The organism is Streptomonospora mangrovi (assembly GCF_027604915.1).
Lineage (GTDB): Bacteria > Actinomycetota > Actinomycetes > Streptosporangiales > Streptosporangiaceae > Streptomonospora > Streptomonospora mangrovi.
Genome location: NZ_JAJAQC010000018.1, coordinates 1 through 17,099 on the forward strand (window position 1 = coordinate 1; position 17,099 = coordinate 17,099).

Annotated in this window: 14 protein-coding genes and 2 pseudogenes; 10 read left to right on the top strand and 6 right to left on the bottom strand. The window is 75.1% G+C overall.

The annotated features are described in order from the left end of the window. Nucleotides 1–144 precede the first annotated feature (144 nt). Together LG943_RS12405 and LG943_RS12410 are read right to left on the bottom strand one after the other, a co-directional pair. On the bottom strand, nucleotides 145–756 hold the full coding sequence (locus LG943_RS12405) for a DUF4126 domain-containing protein (RefSeq protein ID WP_270072410.1): 612 nt from the start codon (nucleotides 754–756) through the stop codon (nucleotides 145–147). A 215-nt stretch (nucleotides 757–971) separates the two neighbouring features. Next, entirely contained in the window at nucleotides 972–1,226 is a 255-nt protein-coding gene (locus tag LG943_RS12410) for a DUF2630 family protein (protein ID WP_270072411.1), read from the bottom strand. Between the two features lie 217 nt (nucleotides 1,227–1,443). Between LG943_RS12410 and LG943_RS12415 the strand changes: the two genes are divergently transcribed. From LG943_RS12415 to LG943_RS12425, 3 genes are all read left to right on the top strand, one after another. After that, the gene (locus tag LG943_RS12415; protein ID WP_270072412.1) at nucleotides 1,444–2,058 is read left to right on the top strand and encodes a hypothetical protein; all 615 of its coding nucleotides are present in this window, start codon (nucleotides 1,444–1,446) and stop codon (nucleotides 2,056–2,058) included. Nucleotides 2,059–2,306: 248 nt separating this feature from the next. Further along, nucleotides 2,307–2,594, top strand: coding sequence for a metal-sensitive transcriptional regulator (locus LG943_RS12420; RefSeq protein ID WP_270072413.1), 288 nt, complete (start codon nucleotides 2,307–2,309; stop codon nucleotides 2,592–2,594). A 42-nt stretch (nucleotides 2,595–2,636) separates the two neighbouring features. After that, nucleotides 2,637–2,843 carry a heavy-metal-associated domain-containing protein gene (locus tag LG943_RS12425; protein WP_270072414.1) on the top strand — a complete coding sequence of 69 codons (207 nt, stop codon included), beginning with the start codon at nucleotides 2,637–2,639 and terminating at the stop codon, nucleotides 2,841–2,843. Between the two features lie 94 nt (nucleotides 2,844–2,937). Here the strand turns inward: LG943_RS12425 and LG943_RS12430 are convergent, their stop codons facing one another. Both LG943_RS12430 and LG943_RS12435 read right to left on the bottom strand, forming a co-directional pair. Beyond that, nucleotides 2,938–4,311 carry an NAD(P)/FAD-dependent oxidoreductase gene (locus LG943_RS12430; RefSeq protein WP_270072415.1) on the bottom strand — a complete coding sequence of 458 codons (1,374 nt, stop codon included), beginning with the start codon at nucleotides 4,309–4,311 and terminating at the stop codon, nucleotides 2,938–2,940. Between the two features lie 183 nt (nucleotides 4,312–4,494). After that, nucleotides 4,495–5,067 (bottom strand): SACE_7040 family transcriptional regulator, encoded by a 573-nt coding sequence (locus tag LG943_RS12435; protein ID WP_270072416.1) that lies wholly within the window; start codon nucleotides 5,065–5,067, stop codon nucleotides 4,495–4,497. A 119-nt stretch (nucleotides 5,068–5,186) separates the two neighbouring features. On the opposite strand from LG943_RS12435, the gene LG943_RS12440 reads away from it, so the two are divergent. From LG943_RS12440 to LG943_RS12450, 4 genes and pseudogenes are all read left to right on the top strand, one after another. Further along, nucleotides 5,187–6,797: a carboxyl transferase domain-containing protein gene (locus LG943_RS12440; protein WP_270072514.1), complete on the top strand. Its 1,611-nt coding sequence runs from the start codon at nucleotides 5,187–5,189 to the stop codon at nucleotides 6,795–6,797. Nucleotides 6,798–6,806: 9 nt separating this feature from the next. Beyond that, nucleotides 6,807–7,760 (top strand): annotated as a pseudogene (locus LG943_RS27760) (ATP-binding protein); the annotation flags it as partial. A gap of 351 nt (nucleotides 7,761–8,111) precedes the next feature. Continuing rightward, nucleotides 8,112–9,374 (top strand): annotated as a pseudogene (locus LG943_RS27765) (biotin/lipoyl-containing protein); the annotation flags it as partial. Beyond that, nucleotides 9,371–10,525 (top strand): acyl-CoA dehydrogenase family protein, encoded by a 1,155-nt coding sequence (locus tag LG943_RS12450; protein ID WP_270072417.1) that lies wholly within the window; start codon nucleotides 9,371–9,373, stop codon nucleotides 10,523–10,525. The pseudogene LG943_RS27765 and the gene LG943_RS12450, both read left to right, overlap by 4 nt. Here the strand turns inward: LG943_RS12450 and LG943_RS12455 are convergent. Continuing rightward, complete coding sequence (locus LG943_RS12455) at nucleotides 10,494–11,342, bottom strand: hypothetical protein (protein WP_270072418.1); 849 nt, start codon at nucleotides 11,340–11,342, stop codon at nucleotides 10,494–10,496. The two genes, LG943_RS12450 and LG943_RS12455, sit on opposite strands and share 32 nt — an antisense overlap. A 212-nt stretch (nucleotides 11,343–11,554) precedes the next feature. Between LG943_RS12455 and LG943_RS12460 the strand changes: the two genes are divergently transcribed. Both LG943_RS12460 and LG943_RS12465 read left to right on the top strand, forming a co-directional pair. Next, entirely contained in the window at nucleotides 11,555–12,328 is a 774-nt protein-coding gene (locus LG943_RS12460) for a TNT domain-containing protein (RefSeq protein WP_270072419.1), read from the top strand. A 337-nt stretch (nucleotides 12,329–12,665) separates the two neighbouring features. Then, nucleotides 12,666–13,508 carry an alpha/beta fold hydrolase gene (locus LG943_RS12465; RefSeq protein WP_270072420.1) on the top strand — a complete coding sequence of 281 codons (843 nt, stop codon included), beginning with the start codon at nucleotides 12,666–12,668 and terminating at the stop codon, nucleotides 13,506–13,508. A 129-nt stretch (nucleotides 13,509–13,637) separates the two neighbouring features. Here LG943_RS12465 and thrS read toward each other — a convergent pair whose 3' ends face one another. Next, entirely contained in the window at nucleotides 13,638–15,611 is a 1,974-nt protein-coding gene (thrS, locus tag LG943_RS12470; RefSeq protein ID WP_270072421.1) for a threonine--tRNA ligase, read from the bottom strand. Between the two features lie 291 nt (nucleotides 15,612–15,902). Here thrS and LG943_RS12475 point away from each other — a divergent pair, with 291 nt between their 5' ends. Beyond that, nucleotides 15,903–17,081: an FAD-dependent monooxygenase gene (locus LG943_RS12475; RefSeq protein ID WP_270072422.1), complete on the top strand. Its 1,179-nt coding sequence runs from the start codon at nucleotides 15,903–15,905 to the stop codon at nucleotides 17,079–17,081. The last annotated feature ends 18 nt before the right edge of the window (nucleotides 17,082–17,099 follow it).

Genomic DNA, 17,099 nt, shown 5'->3' on the forward strand with positions numbered 1-17,099 from the left:
ACGGGTTGTTCGCGCGAAGGCAGGACGTGGTCGTCCAGATGGACGTAGAGTGCGGTCAGAAGGGCGTCAAGGTTGGTCGTCACACACCGATCCTCGACGCCCTTCGCCATGTCCGCAGGAGATTCAGAAAACCCCATCAACGATCTAGGGCACGCCGGGTACGGCGGTGCCGCGGTGCTCGGCCTTGCGGCGGCGCCGGCGGCGCCAGGCCCACACGCCGATGAGCGCCAGCAGCGGCACGACCACCAGGATGAGCAGGGGCACCACCACGGCCAGCACGGAGGTGGCCACGCTGGCGATGTCCTCGAAGGTGCTGACCACGGGGCCGCCCGCGCCGAAGGTCACGGCGTTGAGGACGGGGCGGGCGGCGGACTTGAGCAGGTGGAAGACGAGCGCGATGAGCACGCCGGCGATGACCGGCCACCACGACCCGCCGCCCTCGCCGGCGGCCGCGAGGTCGCCGGCGGTCACGGCCGAGGCGCCGGCGCCGAAGGTGATGCCGCCCGAGGTGGGGCGCACGAAGGTCTGGACGATGTCGTTGACGCTGTCGACGGCCGGGATCTTGTCGGCGGTGACCTCCAGGGCCAGCAGCACGCCCAAAACGACCAGGACGGCCGGGTGCTCCAGCCACTGCCATCCCGGCCCCAGCGGCAGCAGGTCGGTGTAGCGGGCGATCAGGCCCACGGTCAGCAGCGGCACGTAGGCGTTGAGCCCGGCCGCCGAGGCGAGTCCGGTACCGGTGAGTACTTCCAGCATCGAGGGGCGACCCGATCGTCTCGTGCTCCGGCCGCCGCCCTCGGCGGGCGCTGCCCGCGCGCGGCGGCGGCATGCGTTTGGGGAGTGAGACGCGCCCGACCGCGCGAAGGTTCCGGGTTTGCACCTCCGTGATTGCGGCCGCGCCGGGCGCGGCCGCGCGCACCGCGCGGCGCGCGACCCGTCGTGGGGCGCCGCGCCCCGCCCCGGGGACTCCGCTACTGGCGGTAGCCCTCGACCTCGCCCTTGGGCCGGACGCTGGCCTCGTCGGGGTTCTCGCCGAACTCCTCGCGGGCACGGCGCTGGCGCAGTAGGTCCCAGCACTGGTCGAGTTCCTGCTCCAGCGCGCGCATGCGCTGGCGCTCCTCGGGCGTGAGGCGGTGCTCGCTCTGCTCGCGGAGGTCGCGTTCCTCGGTGACCAGATCCTTGATCCGGGTGAGGATGGTGTTCTCCTGGCTCTTGGAGTCGCTCATGTGATCAATCGTGGGCGGGCGCGGCCCCGATCGCAAGCACGGCCCGCGGGCGCGCACCGCGCGAGGCCGCCGCTCGCGGGGCGTCCCGTGGCAGGATTTCGCCGCGGCGAGGTCTAAGCGCCGCCGTGCTGGGGACTGCATGGGCGGGGAGACGCCGGACTCCCCCCGGTTCACCCCCGATGCTCCGGATGCCCCCTATTCCCCGGCTGGAGACGCCATGACCATCTACGCCGACCGCCCGCTGCGCTTCCTCCTCCAACTGTGCGCCGACACGGCCACCGCGGCCTGGATCGCCGCCTGGGTGTGGGCGGGCCTGGCCCTGCACGACATGCTGAGCGCGCTGGCGGTGCCGGGCGAGTTGATGGAGTCGGCGGGCCAGGGGTTCGCGGACAACATGGCCGACGCGGCCGAGCGGGTGCGCGAGGTCCCCCTGGCCGGGGACAGCCTGGCCGCGCCGTTCACCAGCGTGGGCGAGGCGGGGACCTCGCTCAGCGAGGCGGGGCAGGGCTTCCAGGAGACCATGGGCCTGGTCGCGCTGGTGCTGCCGCTGCTGACGGCGGCCATGCCGGTCCTGTTCGCGCTGCTGGTGTGGCTGCTGACGCGGGCCCGCTGGATGCGCCGCGCCGGCGGGGCGGCGGCGCTGCGGGCGCTGCCGGAGGAGGCGGGCGCCTCCCTGCTGGCGCTGCGGGCGATGGCCTCGGCCCAGCCCCGGCGGCTGACCGCCGTGCACCCCGACCCGGTGGGCGCCTGGCGGGCGGGCGACCGCGCCGTCATCGCCCAACTCGCCGACCTGGAGTTGAAGCGGGTGGGGCTGCGCTCCCGGCGCCGGTGACGCCGGCGCGACCCCGGCGGGACGCAGGCCCGCGCCCGCCCCGCCACCAGGCACGCCGCCCGGCCCGGCTTGTCCGGAAGATCACCGGTTGGTCCGCCGGGGCGGCCATACTGGAGGCAGCGCTTCCCGGTGCCGTGGCCGGACGGTGCGCCGTTCCTCGGGAATGCCGCAGGGGCATACGACGCTTCTATACCCGAAGGGGGTATATTCTCATGGCTGGAGAGCGGGAAACCCAGGGGAGCACCCAGATGGCCACCTACGGGTACCACGACAACAAGCAGAGCCACCTCAACCGGCTCCGCCGGATCGAGGGCCAGGTGCGTGGGCTCCAGCGGATGGTCGAGGACGACGCCTACTGCATCGACATCCTCACCCAGACCGCCGCGGTCAACAAGGCGCTGCGGTCGTTCGCGCTGTCGATGCTGGACGAGCACCTCAAGCACTGCGTGGGCCACGCCGTCGCCAACGGCGGCGAGGAGGCCGACGAGAAGGTGCGCGAGGCCTCCGAGGCGATCGCCCGGCTGGTGCGGTCCTGACCCCGCCCCCACTCCGCCACGTCCGCTAGGAAGGGGCCGATCATGGCCGGCACCACTGTCACCGTCAAGGGCATGACCTGCGAGCACTGCGTCAAGGCCGTCACCGAGGAGGTCTCGGCGCTGCCCGGTGTGACCACCGTCGACGTCGACCTGGCCAGCGGGCGGGTGCACGTCGAGAGCGAGGCCCCGCTGAGCGACGCCCAACTCGACGCCGCCGTCGACGAGGCCGGCTACGAGATCGTCCGCTGAGGTCCCGCCCGCCGGGCGGTGTCCGGCGCAACGGGGGCGGGGCGCACCGCGCGGTGCGCCCCGCCCCCGTTCTCGTTCCCGTTCCGGCTCGGGGCTAGGCCCCCGAGCGGGCGGCGGCGTTGTCCAGCAGCCGGGCGCTCTCCCGGCGGGAGTCCTCGGGGTCGAGGTAGTGGGCCGCCTCAAGGTCCACGAACGTCGAGGGCTTGCCCTGGTGGAAGCCCAGCCGCGAGACCTCGCCGCCGGTCAGCGCGCGGATCAGCCAGTTGGCCGCAACTCGGGCGCGCGCCGGGTTGGACGGCAGCGAGTACAGGTGGTAGCCGCGGGTCACGGCGAAGGCGGGCAGGCCGGAGAGGTCGTAGCCCAGCGGCCGCGCCACCGCGTCGTTGCCGCCGAGGTCCACCACCAGGCCGAGGTCCTTGTGCTCGAAGGGGCGCAGCGCCCGCCGGGTGAGCGAGGCGATGACGTTGTCGGCGGCCACCACGCCCTGGCGCTCGGCGTACTGGGCGGTGGGCGGGCAGATGGCGCCGGTGTCCTCCTTGCTGAGGTCGGGCACGGCCGCGGCGTCGCCGATGGCGAAGACGTCGGGGTGGTCGGGCACCGCGAGGTCGGAGCCCACCACCAGCTTGCCGCGGCTGGTCTCGGTGCCCACCGACTCCATGAGCGGGCTGGGCGAGGTCCCGGCCGTCCAGATCAGGGTGCGGCAGGGCAGCACCCGGCCGTCGGTGAGGGCGACCTTGTGCTCGGTGACCTCCTTGACCGACACCTCCAGGCTGACCTCCACCCCCATGCGGCGCAGCAGGTCCAGCGCGTTCTCACCGAGCTTGGTGCCCAGTTCGGGCAGCAGCCGGGGCGCGATGTCGACCAGGTGCCAGGAGATCGCCGATCCCAGGGAGGGGTAGAGCCGCGCGGCCTCGTCGGTGAGGCGGCGCAGCGACGCGGCGGTCTCGACCCCGGTGTAGCCGCCGCCCACCACGATGAACCGGCAGCGCTCCTCGCGCTCGACGGGGTCGGAGGTGGCGTTGGCCAGCTCCAACTGGGCCAGCACGTGGTCGCGCAGCACGGTCGCCTCGGCGAGGTTCTTGTTGCCGTAGGCGTACTCGGTGAGCCCAGGGATGTCGAAGACGCGGGTGAGGCTGCCCGGCGCGAGGATGAGCCGGTCGTAGCGCTCCACGGTCAGCTCGTCGGAGATCTTGCGCACCAGCACGGCCTTGGCGTCGGTGTCGATGCCGATGGCCGAGCCGGGCACCATGCGGGTGCGGCGCAGGCAGCGGTGCAGGGACACCGCCACCGACTGGGGGGTGAGCAGGCCCGAGGCCACCTGCGGCAGCAGGGGGCTGTAGAGCATGTAGTCGTTGGGGGCGATGAGCACGAGGTCGGCCGCCTGCTTGGGAACGCGCTTCTCCAGTCGGCGCAGCGCGTGCAGGCCCGCGAAGCCCGCGCCGATCACCACAATGCGAGGCCGTGCCATCGTCGCTCCACTCCTTGTCGACGCCTACGGCGGCCCGCCCCGCCCCGCTGGTGCGGGGCGCCGGCGGGCGCAACTGTCCGTCTGGTGCAGGGCTGCCCGAGGCCGGTGCGGTCAAACGTCGGCGCCGGTGCGCCCGGACCTGCGGCGGCGCGGGATCAGCGGGCGCCCCGGGGCCGGCCGGGCTCAGCTCTCGGCGAGCAGGGCTGCGGTGGCCATCTCCAGCAGCAGCGCGCCCATGCGCTCGGGCGGCAGTTCCCCGGCGCTGTGCGGGGTGGAGTTGAGCAGGCCGAACGCGGCGTGCACGGCCGCGCGCAGGACGGGCGCGCCGGCGCCGGGGCGCAGCCGCGCCAGCACCGCCACCCACTGCTCGACGTAGCCGCGCTGGAGGCGGCGCACGCGGCGGCGCTCGGGCTCGGGGACGTTGCCGAGTTCGCGGTCGTGCACGGTGATCAGCGCGGGTTCGGTGAGGGCGAAGTCGATGTGGCCGCGCAGCATGGCGCGCAGCGCCTCGCGGGGGTCGGGCTCGGCGGCGGCGCGGGCGCGGGCGTCGGCGGCCAGGCGCTCGCTGACGTCGATCAGCACGGCCGCCAGCAGCGCCTCCTTGCCGGGGAAGTGCCGGTAGAGGGCGGGGCCGCTGGTGCCCACCGCGCGGCCGAGGTCGTCGATGGTGACCCCGTGGAACCCGCGCTCGGCGAACAGGACGGCGGCGGCGCGCAGGATCTCGGCGCGGCGGGCGCCCGCGGGGCGCTGGGCCATGGCGGCGCCTCCCTTCGCGAACCGGCGCGGCGTGACGCTGGACACCCACGTTAACGGTCACTAACATCGCCGATGTTAACGGTCATTAACAGCGGAGGCGAACCATGCGCGCGGCACCGGTGCTCACCTCGTCCGTCGACACCGACGGCCCCGCCTTCGCCCGCAACGCCGAGGCCAACCGGGCGCTGGCCGCCGAACTGCGCGCGCGGTTGGAGACCGCGGCCCTGGGCGGCCCCGAGAAGACCCGCGTCCGCCACACCGAGCGCGGCAAGCTGCTGCCGCGCGACCGGGTGGACGCGCTGCTGGACCCCGGCTCCCCGTTCCTGGAGCTGTCGCCGCTGGCCGCATACGGCCTCTACGGCGACGACGGCCAGGACGCCCCCGCCGCCGGGATCATCACCGGCATCGGGCGGGTGAGCGGGCGCGAGGTCGTGGTGGTCGCCAACGACGCCACCGTCAAGGGCGGCAGCTACTACCCCATGACGGTGAAGAAGCACCTGCGCGCCCAGGAGGTCGCGCTGCACAACCGGCTGCCGTGCGTCTACCTCGCCGACTCCGGCGGCGCGTTCCTGCCGATGCAGGACGAGGTGTTCCCCGACCGCGAGCACTTCGGGCGGATCTTCTACAACCAGGCGACGATGTCGCGGCTGGGCATCCCCCAGATCGCGGCGGTGCTGGGCTCCTGCACCGCCGGCGGCGCCTACGTCCCGGCCATGAGCGACGAGGCGGTGATCGTGCGGGAGCAGGGCACGATCTTCCTCGGCGGGCCGCCGCTGGTGAAGGCCGCCACCGGCGAGGTCGTCACGGCCGAGGAGCTGGGCGGCGGCGAGGTCCACGCCCGGGTGTCGGGGGTGGCCGACCACCTCGCCGACGACGACGCCCACGCGCTGGCCCTCGTGCGCCAGATCGCGTCGACCTTCGGCCCGCGCGGCGAACCCGCCTGGGAGCGCGCCGAGCCCCGGCCCCCGGCCTACGACCCCGCCGAGCTGTACGGGGTGGTGCCCACCGACACCCGCACCCCCTACGACGTGCGCGAGGTCATCGCCCGCATCGTCGACGCCGGGGAGTTCGCCGAGTTCAAGGCCGAGTACGGCACCACCCTGGTCACCGGGTTCGCCCGCCTGCACGGCCACCCGGTGGGGATCGTGGCCAACAACGGGATCCTGTTCGGGGAGTCGGCGCTGAAGGGCGCCCACTTCATCGAACTGTGCGACCGGCGCAGCACCCCGCTGGTGTTCCTCCAGAACATCTCGGGGTTCATGGTGGGCCGCGACTACGAGGCCGGCGGTATCGCCAAGCACGGCGCGAAGATGGTCACGGCGGTGGCGTGCGCGCGGGTGCCCAAGTTCACCGTGGTGATCGGCGGGTCCTTCGGGGCCGGCAACTACAGCATGTGCGGCCGGGCCTACTCCCCCCGGTTTCTGTGGATGTGGCCCAACGCGCGGATCTCGGTGATGGGCGGCGAGCAGGCGGCGTCGGTGCTGGCCACGGTGCGGCGCGACCAGAAGGCGGCGCGCGGCGAGGACTGGCCCGCCCAGGCCGACGAGGAGTTCAAGGCGCCCATCCGCGACCAGTACGAACGCCAGGGGGACCCCTACTACTCCACGGCCCGGCTCTGGGACGACGGCGTGATCGACCCCGCCGACACCCGCACCGTGCTGGCCCTGGGCCTGGAGGCTGCCCGATACGCCCCGCTGGAGCCCGTGGGCTACGGCGTCTTCCGGATGTGAGGTGCGACCATGACCACCGCTGAATCCGCCGCAACCACCGAGGCGGCGGTGCCGCCGGTGCCCGCCGCCACGGGCGCCGACGCGGCCGCCGCCGGCTCCGGGACCGGCGCGCCCGCCGGCGCCGCGACCGTGCTCGTGGCCAACCGCGGCGAGATCGCGGTGCGGATCATCCGCACGCTGCGCCGTATGGGCCTGCGCACGGTCGCCGTCCACAGCACCGCCGACGCCGGCGCCCGGCACGTGCGCGCCGCCGACACCGCCGTGTGCGTCGGGGGTGCCGCGCTCGCCGACAGCTACCTCAACGCCGCCGCCATCGTGGCCGCCGCCCGCGACGCGGGAGCGCAGATGGTGCACCCGGGCTACGGGTTCCTCGCCGAGAACGCCGCGTTCGCCCGGCTCTGCGCGGAGGCCGGCCTGGTGTTCATCGGCCCCCCGCCCGCCGCGATCGAGGCCATGGGCGACAAGATCCGCGCCAAGCGGGAGGTCGCCGCCGCCGGGGTGCCGCTGCTGCCCGGGTTCTCCGAAAAACCCGGGCAGCCGATGGACGACGCCGCGCTGGCGCGCGCCGCCGCCGAGGTGGGTTACCCGCTGCTGATCAAGCCCTCGGCGGGCGGCGGCGGCAAGGGCATGCGCGTCGTGGAGTCCCCCGGCGAACTCGCGGCGGCCGCGGCGGCCGCCCGGCGCGAGGCCCGCGCCGCGTTCGGCGACTCCACCCTGCTGGTGGAGCGGCTGGTGCGGCGGCCCCGGCACATCGAGGTGCAGGTGCTGGCCGACGCGCACGGCAACGTGGTGCACCTGGGCGAGCGGGAGTGCAGCCTCCAGCGGCGCCACCAGAAGATCGTGGAGGAGGCGCCCTCGCCGCTGCTCACCCCCGCGCAGCGCGCCGCGATGGGCCGCGCCGCGGTGGCGGCCGCCCGCGCGTGCGGGTATGTGGGCGCGGGGACGGTGGAGTTCATCGTGCAGCCGCCCGAGGAGGCGGGGGGCGAGGGTGAGGCGGCGCCGGGCGGCGGGCACGCCGCGGCCGAGGCCCCGGGGGAACCCCTTGTCTCAAGTCAACCCCAGGCCGAACCCGCCGCGCCAACCGGATCCGCCCGCCTGTGGACGGGCGCGCCCGAGGGTTCCGACGGCGGCGGCCCGGCCGGCTCCGGGCACGGCGAGGCCGAGGCCCCGGGGGAACCCCTTACTTCAAGTCAACAGGAGCCGCGCTCCCCCGCGCCACACCACTCCCGCCCCCTGGGGACAACCCCGGCCGACACTCCCGGCGACGCCCCCGACGCCGCCCCCGGCGGCTCCCCCACCACGGCACCCGATCTCTCCTACGCGTTCCTGGAGATGAACACCCGCCTCCAGGTCGAGCACCCGGTCACCGAGGCCGTCGTGACCGTCAACGGGCGGCGCGGCATCGACCTGGTCGAACTCCAGGTCCGCGTCGCGCGCGGCGAACCCCTCCCCTTCACCCAGGACGACCTCGCCATGTCCGGCCACGCCGTGGAGTCCCGCGTCTACGCCGAGGACCCCGCCCAGGGCTTCCTGCCCACCGGCGGCCGCGTCCTGCTGCTGGAGGAGCCCGAGGGCCCCGGCGTCCGCGTCGACTCCGGCCTGGACGAGGGCACCGAGATCACCTCCGCCTACGACCCCATGCTCGCCAAGGTCGTCACCTGGGCGCCCGACCGCGCCGCCGCCCTGGACCGCATGGACACCGCCCTCGCCGGCTACACCCTCCTTGGCTGCGACACCAACGTCGCGTTCCTGCGCCGCCTCCTGCGCGCCCCCCAGGTCCGCGCCGGCGACCTCAGCACCGACCTCACCCCCCACCTGGCCCCCGCCCTGGTGCCGGCCGACGGAGCCGACGTCGACGACGGCCTGCTCGCCGCCGCTGCCGCCGACCACCAACTCGGCCTGGAACCCGACCCCCGCACCGCCGACCGGTTCGCCGTCCCCGACGGATGGCGCCTGGGCGCGCCCGCCTGGACCACCTGGCGGCTGCGCGCACCCCGGCGCGGCCCCGCCGTCGTCCGGCTGCGCCGCCGCACCCCCTCCCCCGGCACCGCCGCCGCGCCGGACGCGCCGTTCGCCTACGAGGCCAGCGTCGACGGCGCACCGCCCTTCCCCGTCGACGCCGCCCGCACCCCCGACGGCCGCACCCTCGTCGTCACCGTCCACGGTCGCACCCTGCGCTACGCCCGCGCCGCCGACCCCGCCGGCCTGTGGCTGGGCCGCGACGGCGCCGCCTGGCGGTTCACCGACGACCCCCGCCTGGCCCCCGTCCGCGGCGCCGGCGCCGCAGCCGACGGCACCGTGCGCAGCCCCATGCCCGGCACCGTGCTGTCGGTGGCCGTGGCCCCCGGCGACCGCGTCAGCGCGGGCAGCCCGCTCGCCGTGGTCGAGGCGATGAAGATGGAGCACACCGTCACCGCGCCGGTGGCGGGCACGGTCGCCGAACTGCACGCCCGCCCGGGCCGCCCCGTGGCCATGGACGAGGTCGTGGCCGCCATCACCCCCGAGGACGCCAAGACCCCGCAGCCCGGGAACGCACCGCCCCTCGCACCCACCACCGTCAAGGAGCCGAAGCCATGACCCACGGGCTGTCCGCGGAGCACGAGGAGCTGCGCCGCACCGTCGAGGAGTTCGCGCGCACCGAGGTGGCGCCGGTCATCGGCGACTACTACGAGCGCGGCGCGTTCCCCTACCCCATCGTCGCCAAGATGGGCCGCATGGGCCTGTTCGGCCTGCCCTTCCCCGAGGAGTACGGCGGCATGGGCGGCGACTACTTCGCGCTGTGCCTGGCCCTGGAGGAGCTGGCCCGCGCCGACTCCTCCGTGGCCATCACCCTGGAGGCCGGCGTCTCGCTGGGCGCCATGCCGATCCACCGGTTCGGCAGCGAGGAGCAGAAGAGCACCTGGCTGCCGCGCCTGTGCTCGGGCGAGGCGCTGGGGGCGTTCGGGCTGACCGAGCCCGGCGGCGGCTCCGACGCCGGCGCCACCCGCACCACCGCCGACCTGGCCGAGGGCCGGTGGACGGTCAACGGCACCAAGTGCTTCATCACCAACTCCGGCACCGACATCACCGCGCTGGTCACCGTCACCGCCGTCACCGGCACCCGCCCCGACGGCCGCCCCGAGATCTCGGCCATCCTCATCCCCTCGGGCACTCCGGGCATGGCGGTGGGCCAGCACTACTCCAAGGTCGGCTGGAACGCCTCCGACACCAACGAACTCGTCTTCACCGACTGCCGGGTGCCGGCCGGCAACCTCGTGGGCGAGCGCGGGCGCGGCTACGCCCAGTTCCTGCGGATCCTGGACGAGGGCCGCATCGCCATCGCCGCGCTGGCGGTCGGCCTGGCCCAGGGGTGCGTGGATGAAAGCGTCCGCTACGCCGGGCAGCGCGAGGCGTTCGGCCACAGCATCGGCCGCTACCAGGCGATCCAGTTCGCCATCGCCGACATGGAGGCCCGCGCCCACACCGCCCGCCTGGCCTACTACGACGCCGCCGCGCGCATGCTGGCCGGCGAGCCGTTCAAGAAGGAGGCCGCCATCGCCAAACTGGTCGCCTCCAACGCCGCCATGGACAACGCGCGCGCCGCCACCCAGGTCTTCGGCGGCTACGGGTTCATGAACGAGACTCCGGTCGGCCGGTTCTACCGCGACGCCAAGATCCTGGAGATCGGCGAGGGCACCTCGGAGATCCAGCGCATGCTCATCGCCCGGGAGCTGGGCCTGCCGGCGTGACCCGGCCCGCCCGCGTGCGGTCGTCGGGGCGCCGCGCAGGGGCGGGCAGCGAGCGCTTCAGGAACCGCTCCGCCGAGGGGCCGGGGCCAAGGGCGCCCCGGTGGGCGGCCTCGGCGGCGCTTTTCACCGCCCGGCCGATCCCCGGCACCCGGGCCGCCTCCCGCACCTTCTGCTCCGATGCGGCCCGCTCGCCCCGGTCGGCGCGCGCGGGGGGATTCGGGATGGCGGCCGCGCGGGCGACCCCGTGGCGCTCCAGCACCTGGCGGATGTAGTCGCCCGGCACCGCGATCCGGACCGGCCGCACGCGACGCCGCGGCACGTCGCGCATCACGTCGAGCACGAGTTCCGCCAGTGCGCCGCGCATCTCCGGCTGCGCGAGGGCTCCCTCCACGGCGCGGAAGACGGCCGACCGGTCGACGCCGTGCTCCCTTTCCAGCATGGCGATGAACCCGGTGTCGTGGGCCGTGGCCTCGGCCGTGTCGCGGAAGACGAAGCGGCGTGCGTCGTCGCCTCCTCCGCGCAACTGCGCCCACAGATCCTGCGCGAGCACTCCCCCCGCCAATCCCATCGCCGCTTCGAACGGACCGGCCCCGTCCCGCCGGATACGGGCGTGCCCGGCCGGGTAGGCGACACTGCCGTCGTGGGCCGCGAACTCCAGGCTGAAACCCAGGGTGGTCATACCGGCCACCTCACCGAGGAGCGCGTGGCCGAGTTCGTGCGCCACCACCAGTTCGTCCTTGAGCCGCTGGACGGCCTCTGAGCCCGGAGCGCTCCACCGCTCCACCTGAGCGGAGGACCCGCTCGTCCGTTCCGACACGGCGTTCTCCTCGCGTCGATGCTGCTGGGCGCCAGGATGCTAGCAACCCCGCGCACAACATCCCCGCCTCACCCGGGGAGCTCGTCCCCATCTCACACCGCCTTGGCGAAAACCCCTCCACGCGGTCACCTTCCGTAGTTGAATGGCCTCGTTCCGGCAGAGGCTCCCGCTCAGCCTCCCCCGCACGGCCACCGCTGAACGGAGTCCTCCGCATGCCCCGACCCCTCCTCGCGCCGGTCGCGGCCGCCGCCGGCGCGGTCGTGCTCGCGCTCTGCGCCGCCCCCGCCCCGGCCGCCGCCTCCGGCACCGCCGCCGCGCCGGCGTCCTCCACCGGGCAGTGGCCCGGGTGCACGGTGACGGTGCCCCCGCCCACCCCCCAGGAGCGCGACCTCTACCTGTGCGGCGACCCGCGCCTGGGCCCGGCCGAACTCCCGCGCGGGGGCGTGGTCGGCGAACTCCTGACCGAGTACGACCGCCTGGGCGCGCTGACCCCCGTCGCGTTCGTCGCCCGCCACCGCGAGACCGGCGTCGACAACGCCACCGGCGAGGTCACCGAGAGCTGGCGCTACCCCGCCCACGACGGGTTCGCCGTGGAGAACGGCGAGGTCCAGCGGGCGGTGGAGACCGTGCGCGAGGGCACCCTGCTGGACCGGTTCGGCTCGGCCCGCGGCTCCTTCCTCGCCCCCGCCGACACCCCGTTCCCCGAGCGCGCCCTGCCGCCGGACTCCCTGAACACCTGGCCGGGCGGCCCCGAGCACAACTACCGCTGCTACGCGGTCACCGAGGACTTCGCCGCCGAGGTCGGCCCGATCGCCCCGGCCTTCGAGCAGCCCGGCGGCGGCGAGCAGGTCCTGCTCGGCCCCGACCTGGTGCCCGAGGCGGGCGGCCTGGACCGCCTGGGCGCCGACTCCATGGTCGAGTGGGGCTACCTGGACGTCCGCCCGGCCCGCGAGTGCGACGTGGACGGCGCGGCGCCTGCCCGCTAGTCGGGCGCCCGACCCGCGGGGCCGCACGCGTCAGCTCCCCCGGTCCACGACGCCCCGCCGGCGCGCCGGCCGTCCCACGGGGGCGGCCGGTGCGCCTCCGGGCGCGCGGCCGCACTCCGGCGGGCGGCGAACAGGGGACAGTGGACAGCCCGCGGAGTGACGCCGACCACATCCGCCCCACGCCCGGCCGACGGCGTGGCTCACCGCACACCGCGTCTTGGCCCCGCCGTCGCCGCAGGACGCGCCGCACGCGCCCCTCCCGCCGCACGGGCCACGCGGGCCACGGCGCGGGCGGCGGCGAGGTAACGCACCCGCGAATCGGGTACATCTGGTGTTCATGGAGACGTCGCACATCGTCTACGACCGCCGGGGAAACGGCTCCCCCGTGCTGCTGCTGCACGGGCTGGGCCACCACCGCCGCGGCTGGCAGCGCGTGGCCCCCGTCCTCGCCCGTCACCACGACGTCATCGTGCCCGACCTGCCCGGGTTCGGTGACTCCGCCGCACCCGGCGCCGACTGCGCCTACGACATCTCCTGGCTGGCCGACACCGTGGCCGCGTTCTGCGAGCGCATCGGGGTGGAGCGCCCGCACGTGGCGGGCAACTCCCTGGGCGGGGCGGTGGCGCTGGAACTGGGCGTCCGGGGCCGCGCCGCCTCGGTGACCGCGCTTTCGCCCATCGGGTTCGGCACCGGCCCGCGGATCGCGGGCGCCCGGTGCCTATCGCGCGGCGCCCGCTGGGCCGCGCGCATCCCCGCGCCGGTGCTGCGGGCGGCGGTGGAGACCCCGGCCGCACGGGCGCTGGCCCGGCGGTTCCTGCGCGGCGACCCCGCCTCCGACGCCGCCCGCGCGGTCACCTTCGACGTCTCGGTGCTCTTTCCCGGGTCCCCGTTCCTGCGGCTGACCCCGCACGTGGCCGGGTACGTGTTCGAGGGCAGCGTGGCGGCCGACGTCCCGGTCACCGTGGCCTGGGGCGACCGCGACCGGCTGCTGCCGCCCGCCGGGGCGCGCCGGGCGCTGCGCCGCATCCCGCACGCCCGCCAGGTGGCGCTGCTGGGCTGCGGGCACATCCCCATGGCCGACAACCCGCGCGCGGTGGCCGCCGAGATCCTCCAGACGTGCCGCCGGGCCGGCGCCGCGCGGCCGGCGCGGGTGCCGGCGGGGGCGGGCGCCGCCCTCTGACCCCCCGGCGGCCGCACCGGGTGCGGTGGGCGGCCGGGGTTGCGGCCCGGGCGGCGCCGTTCGGCCCGCGACGCGCCGCGCCCCCGCACCGCGGAGGGCGCGGGGGCGCGTGCGCCGCGGCGGGGGCCGCTACCGGCGCTCGCGCACCGCGGTGACGATCTCGGCGACCGCGTCGTCCAGCGGCACCCCGTTGTTCTGGGAGCCGTCGCGGTAGCGGAAGGACACCGCGCCCTTGCTGATGTCGTCGTCGCCGGCCAGCAGCATGAAGGGGACCTTCTGCTTCTGGGCGTTGCGGATCTTCTTCTGCATCCGGTCGTCGCTGGAGTCGACCTCGACCCGGATGCCCTCGGCGCGCAGCCGCGCCGCCAACTCCTCCAGGTAGCCGACGTGCTCGTCGGCGATGGGGATGCCCACGGCCTGCACCGGGGCCAGCCACGCCGGGAACGCGCCCGCGTAGTGCTCCAGCAGCACCCCGAAGAACCGCTCGATGGAGCCGAACAGCGCCCGGTGGATCATGATGGGCCGCTGCCGGGAGCCGTCGGCGGCGGTGTACTCCAACTCGAACCGCTTGGGCTGCTGGAGGTCGACCTGGAGGGTGGACATCTGCCAGGTACGCCCGATGGCGTCCTTGGCCTGCACCGAGATCTTGGGGCCGTAGTAGGCGGCGCCGCCGGGGTCCATGACCAGGTCCAGCCCCTGCTTCTGCGCGGCCTGGCGCAGCAGCTCGGTGGCCTCCTCCCACTCCTCGGGCTCGCCGATGAACTTCGGTGACTCGCCCCGGGTGGACAACTCCAGGTAAAAATCGCTGAGCCCGTAGTCGCGCAGCAGGTCCAGCACGAAGCGGAGCAGGCTGTCCAGCTCCTCGGGGGCCTGCTCGCGGGTGCAGTAGATGTGGGAGTCGTCCTGGGTGAACCCCCGGGCCCGGGTGAGGCCGTGCACGACACCGGACTTCTCGTAGCGGTAGACGGTGCCGAACTCGAACAGCCGGAGCGGCAGCTCGCGGTAGGAGCGCCCGCGCGAGCGGTAGATGAGGTTGTGCATGGGGCAGTTCATGGCCTTGAGGTAGTAGTCCTGGCCGTCGAACCGCATGGGGGGGAACATGCCCTCGTCGTAGTTGGGCAGGTGCCCCGAGGTCTCGAACAGGTTCGCCTTGGAGATGTGGGGGGTGTTGACGAACTCGTAGCCGGCCTCCTCGTGGCGGCGGCGGGAGTACTGCTCCATCTCCTTGCGGATCACCCCGCCCTTGGGGTGGAACACCGCCAGGCCCGAGCCGAGTTCGTCGGGGAAGGAGAACAGGTCGAGTTCGGCGCCCAGCCGGCGGTGGTCGCGCTTCTCGGCCTCCTCCAGGAAGGCGAGGTACTCCTTGAGCGCGTCGCGGGACTCCCAGGCGGTGCCGTAGATGCGCTGGAGCTGGGGGTTCTTCTCGCTGCCGCGCCAATAGGCGGCGGCCGAGCGCATCAGCTTGAAGGCGGGGATGGACTTGGTGGTGGGCAGGTGCGGCCCCCGGCACAGGTCCTTCCAGCACAGCTCGCCGGTGCGCGGGTGGACGTTGTCGTAGATGGTCAGCCCGCCGGCGCCGACCTCGACGCCGGCGCCTTCGGCGGCCTCGCCGGCGGCGCCCTTGAGGCCGATCAGCTCCAGCTTGTAGGGCTCGCCGGCGAGTTCGGCGCGGGCGTCGTCGTCGCTGACGGCGCGGCGGACGAACCGCTGGCCCTGCTTGACGATCTCCTGCATGCGCTTCTCGATGCGCTTGAGGTCGTCGGGGGTGAAGGGCTCGGCGACGTCGAAGTCGTAGTAGAACCCGTTGTCGATGGGCGGGCCGATGCCCAGCTTGGCCTCGGGGAACAGCTCCTGCACCGCCTGGGCCATGACGTGGGCGGCGGAGTGGCGCAGGATGGCGCGGCCGTCGGCGGAGCCGGCCTCGACGGCTTCGACGGCGTCGCCGTCGGCGAGTTCGTGGGCGAGGTCGCGCAGCTCGCCGTTGACGCGGGCGGCGACCACGGTCCTGCCGTCGGCCTCCAGCGCCTGGCCGGCGGTCGTCCCGGCCGCCACCGCACGCTCGGTTCCGGCGAGGGTGATGCGCAGCTCAGGGACGACGGACACGGTGGCACTCCTTAGACGGGTGGCGACTTGGGCGAAGCGGCGCGGGGACGGTGCCGGCGGCCGCGCTGGACGCGGGCCGGTGCGGGCGCGCCCCGCGCTTCGATGCTATCGGCTCCGCTCCCCACGCTCACCCTGGTTATCGGGCGCGCGCGGTCGGGCGGCCGACACCGCCCCGAAGCGGCGGAACGGGCCGTGTCGGGCGGAGGCGGACGGATTAGGATCCGGAGGCGGGCGGCGGCGGCCGCCCCGGGTAGGCCGCCGAGTCGAGGCGCGGGGGTGCGCGTGCGCGTTGTGGTGGTAGGTGCCGGCATCGCCGGAACGGCCCTGGCGGCGGCCATGGCCGGCTCGCGCCACGAGGTCGTGGTGCTGGAGCAGGCGCCCGACCCCTCCCCCGTGGGCGCGGGCGTGGTGCTCACCCCCAACGCGGTACGGCCGCTGCGCCGCCTGGGCCTGGGGCCGGCGCTGGAGCGGGTCGCGGTGGCGGTGGCGGCCCGCGACGTCCTGCGCTACGACGACGACCTGCTGCTGGGCAGCACCCCCCAGGACGGCGTGCACGCCCAGCGCCACGGCGCGCCCAACCTCGCCCTGCTGCGGGCCGATCTGCACGCGGCGCTGCTGGCGGCGGCGGGCCCGGGTGCGGTGCGCGGCGGCCACTACGTCACCGACCTGCTGGAGAGCAGCGACGGCGTGTCGGTGCGCTGCGCCGACGGGCGGTCGGTGCACGGCGACGTCGCCATCGGCGCCGACGGCGCCAACTCCCTGATCCGCAGCCTGGTGAACACCGACCGCTACCGGCCGGCCCGGCGGGTGCTCTACCGGGGGCTGGCGCCGGCCGAGCGCGCGCCGGCGCTGCTGCGGGAGCCGCGCGTGCGGGTGTGGTCGGGCAGCGACCGCTACATCGCCGCCTACCCGGTGGCGGCCGGGCGGCGGGTGGCGTTCACGGCGACCGTGCCGGCGGGGGCGCGCGATCCGGGCTCCTGGACGGCGCGGGGCCGGGTGGCCGACCTGCTGTCGGCGTTTCAGGGCTGGAGCGCCACCGCCCGGGAGCTGTTCTCGGCGGCGGAGTGGGTGGGCATGTGGGGTGTGCACGACCACGGGCCGGTGCCGGTGTGGAGCCGGGGCCGGGTGGCGCTGCTGGGCGACGCGGCCCACCCCACGCTGCCGTTCTTCGCCCAGCCCGCCAACCAGGCGGTGGAGGACGCGGTGGCGCTGGCGGCGCACCTGCGGGGGGCCACGTCGCTGGAGGCGGGGGCGGCGCTGGAGCGCTACGCGCTGCGGCGGCGGGAACGCACCGAGCGGCTGCGGAAGGTCAACGAGGAGATCCTGGCGGCGGTGCGGGCGGGCGGCGACCACTCCCCCGAGGCGTGGACGCGCATGGCGGCCGAGGCCGAGAACGCCCACGGCGACTGGATCTACGGCCACGACCCCGAGGACGAGGGGCCGGGCGGCGCGGACGGGGCGCGGCGCTGAGGCGGCGCGCCGGCGGCG

Excerpts from the sequence above, each read along its gene's own strand:
- LG943_RS12405 (WP_270072410.1), bottom strand. The coding sequence starts at position 756 with ATGCTGGAAGTACTCACCGGTACCGGACTCGCCTCGGCGGCCGGGCTC.
- LG943_RS12410 (WP_270072411.1), bottom strand. The coding sequence starts at position 1,226 with ATGAGCGACTCCAAGAGCCAGGAGAACACCATCCTCACCCGGATCAAG.
- LG943_RS12415 (WP_270072412.1), top strand. The coding sequence starts at position 1,444 with ATGACCATCTACGCCGACCGCCCGCTGCGCTTCCTCCTCCAACTGTGC.
- LG943_RS12420 (WP_270072413.1), top strand. The coding sequence starts at position 2,307 with ATGGCCACCTACGGGTACCACGACAACAAGCAGAGCCACCTCAACCGG.
- LG943_RS12425 (WP_270072414.1), top strand. The coding sequence starts at position 2,637 with ATGGCCGGCACCACTGTCACCGTCAAGGGCATGACCTGCGAGCACTGC.
- LG943_RS12430 (WP_270072415.1), bottom strand. The coding sequence starts at position 4,311 with ATGGCACGGCCTCGCATTGTGGTGATCGGCGCGGGCTTCGCGGGCCTG.
- LG943_RS12435 (WP_270072416.1), bottom strand. The coding sequence starts at position 5,067 with ATGGCCCAGCGCCCCGCGGGCGCCCGCCGCGCCGAGATCCTGCGCGCC.
- LG943_RS12450 (WP_270072417.1), top strand. The coding sequence starts at position 9,371 with ATGACCCACGGGCTGTCCGCGGAGCACGAGGAGCTGCGCCGCACCGTC.
- LG943_RS12460 (WP_270072419.1), top strand. The coding sequence starts at position 11,555 with ATGCCCCGACCCCTCCTCGCGCCGGTCGCGGCCGCCGCCGGCGCGGTC.
- LG943_RS12465 (WP_270072420.1), top strand. The coding sequence starts at position 12,666 with ATGGAGACGTCGCACATCGTCTACGACCGCCGGGGAAACGGCTCCCCC.